Origin of the sequence: Limnochorda sp. (genome assembly GCF_047459355.1) — a bacterium.
Lineage (GTDB): Bacteria > Bacillota > Limnochordia > Limnochordales > Limnochordaceae > Limnochorda.
Map to the genome: position 1 here is coordinate 1 of NZ_VSCV01000069.1, position 2,429 is coordinate 2,429.

Consider the following 2,429-nt stretch of genomic DNA (forward strand, 5'->3'; position numbering starts at 1 on the left):
CGGGCCGCCTGGCCCTGGACCCGGAAGCGCTGGTGATCGATCGCATCCGGGATGTCCTGCGGGGGTATGCCTTCGCGGTGGGGACGGGACGGGGCTGAACCGGTATCCGGGGCCGGCTTCCCGGAGGCCCAGCAGGACGCCTAGGCCAGCACCACCCGGATGCCCAGACTCTGGAAAGGTTTCACCAGCTCGGGTGGGGCGCCCGAGTCGGTGACGAGGATGGTGAGCTTATCGACGCCGGTAATGAGCGCCGGCGTCACCTTTCCCAACTTGCTGTGGTCGGCGACCACCATCACTTCCCGGGCGCATTCAATAAAGGTGCGGTTCACGTGGGCTTCCAGATGGTTGTACGTGGTGAGGCCGTGCTCGACGGAGAGCCCGTCCACGCCCAGAAGAGCCAGGTCGAAACGGAAGTCCCGGATGGTCTGGACGGCGATATGGCCAATCATCTCGTAAGACCGACTCCGGAGGGTCCCGCCCGTCACCACCACGTCCGTCTCGGGGGAGGCGGCCAGCTCCGCAGCGACCGTCACCGCGTTGGTCACCACCGTGAGTCGCTTCCCCCGGAGGGCCCGGATCACCTGAGCGATGGTGGTGCCGCCTGAACAGCCGATCACCCAGCCGGGTTCGATCAGCTCGGCGGCGGCCACACCGATTCGGCGCTTCTCAGCCAGATAGGCGGTCACTTTGAAGGGGTAGGGGAGCTCGTCCTGATCATCGGCCAGGGTGGCCCCGCCCCGAATGCGGCGGATCAGGCCCCGCTCCTCCAGCTCTCGCAAGTCCCGCCGGACCGTGGCTTCCGAGACACCGAGCAGGTTGACAATCTCCTCCACGGTGATGGAGCCACGCCGGCCGAGCTCGCTCAAGATCTGTTCATGCCGGGCAGGTTTGATCATTGTTGATCACGCCCCCATCATAACACGGCCCCATTTGGAGGGCAATCGTTCATTGTTCGGTCAGTAAAATATCAAGATCAATCATATATACGTTGACTCCTGATCGAACACTGGGGTATTCTGGTGACAACCGAGCAGGTTCGGGGTCGGCTCAAGCCCCGGCCTGCCCATCCCGTTGGGCGGAGGGGGTAGCATGGCAGGCACCCAGCTGGTGGTGGGTGTCGATGTGGGAGGTACCAATGTGCGGGCGGCGGTCTTCGACGTCCACCACTGGCGGTGGCTGGCCCCGCCGCGCCGGCAGGCCGTGGCCGAGGGCGGGGACCGGCTGATGGACCTGGTGGCCGAGACGGTCCGCGCGGCGGTGGACGACGCCGGTCTCGGGTTGGAAGCGATTGGCGCGGTTGGCGTGGGATTTCCTGGGATTGTGGATCCTGAGGCGGGAGCGTCCCGCCACGCGGTGAACCTTCCCCAGTGGAAGGGCGGTCCCGTCCGGGAGTGGCTGGAGGCCCGCCTGGGTCGTCCGGTGCGGGTGGAGAACGATGTCCGGGTGGCCGGCCTGGGCGAGTTCCTCCTGGGAGCGGGGCAGGGCCGCCGGAGCCTGGTCTACATCAGCGCTGGCACAGGCCTTGGCGGCGCCCTCTTTGCGGAAGGCCGGCCGTGGCGCGGGGCCACCTTTCAGGCCGGCGAGATGGGCCACATGATCCTCGACCCCTCGGAGAACGCGCCCCTCTGCCGGTGCGGGCGGCGGGGCGATGCGGAGAGCTACCTGTCGGGCCGGGCCATCGAAGAGGCCGCCCGGTCGTCCCTCCGTCGAGACCTGTCCGCGAGCGAGGCTTTGGAGGCTGGGCAGGCGGGAGATCACCCGGCTCATCGTCTGCGGGCCCAGGTGACGAGGTACCTCGCCCTCCTTCTATCCAACCTGCAGATGCTCCTCGACCCCGAGGTCCTGGTGGTCGGCGGGGGATTGGGGGTCCACCCCGCTTACCCGGTGGAGGAGGCGGGCCGGGCGGCCTGGGGGCAGGACGCCCGGGCGGGGGAGGGCGGGCCCCAGGTACGTCGAGCGGTCCTGGGAGCCCACTCGGGCTTGTATGGGGCCGCCCTCCTGGCTGCAGGCTGGGACGGGCTCCAGGGAGCCCCTTGCCCGGGCCCGGCGACGGGTTCCCCGGGGGCTTGAGGAGGAGGGACACGCCATGGATCGTCTTCGCCTGCGCCGGGAGACCCCGCGCTTCACCGTCCCTGAAGGGTGTGAGCCTGTTGAACCCCGCTACGATCTGGTGGTGATCGGCGGCGGTCTGGCTGGCCTCTCGGCCGCCATCCAAGCGGCCCGGCTCGGCTGCCGGGTCTGCCTCATCCACAACCGCCCCGTGCTGGGCGGGAACTTCAGCTCGGAGGTCCGGATGCAGATCGCCGGCGCCGCCGCCATGGGGCGGGGGTACGAGCGGTTCGCTCGGGAGACGGGGATCGTGGAGGAGCTCGGCACCGAGGCCCGCTGGAGCCGCTGGCACCACCGGGATGTCCACCTGGAGCCCATGC

The 2,429-nt window shown here is 68.9% G+C and carries 3 protein-coding genes; 2 read left to right on the forward strand and 1 reads right to left on the reverse strand.

Features of this window, described 5'->3' with window-relative positions; all coding sequences use genetic code 11:
* Positions 1–140 precede the first annotated feature (140 nt).
* Entirely contained in the window at positions 141–896 is a 756-nt protein-coding gene (locus FWJ67_RS10810; protein ID WP_414482816.1) for a DeoR/GlpR family DNA-binding transcription regulator, read from the reverse strand.
* Between the two features lie 193 nt (positions 897–1,089).
* Here FWJ67_RS10810 and FWJ67_RS10815 point away from each other — a divergent pair, with 193 nt between their 5' ends.
* Entirely contained in the window at positions 1,090–2,070 is a 981-nt protein-coding gene (locus FWJ67_RS10815; protein ID WP_304172200.1) for an ROK family protein, read from the forward strand.
* 16 nt (positions 2,071–2,086) lie between these two features.
* Positions 2,087–2,429 (forward strand): FAD-dependent oxidoreductase (locus FWJ67_RS10820; protein WP_414482817.1); only part of this gene is annotated, 343 nt, incomplete at its 3' end.

What these genes read in the sequence shown, in the direction of transcription:
- FWJ67_RS10810 (WP_414482816.1), bottom strand. Translation starts at nt 896, where the DNA reads ATGATCAAACCTGCCCGGCATGAACAGATCTTGAGCGAGCTCGGCCGG.
- FWJ67_RS10815 (WP_304172200.1), top strand. Translation starts at nt 1,090, where the DNA reads ATGGCAGGCACCCAGCTGGTGGTGGGTGTCGATGTGGGAGGTACCAAT.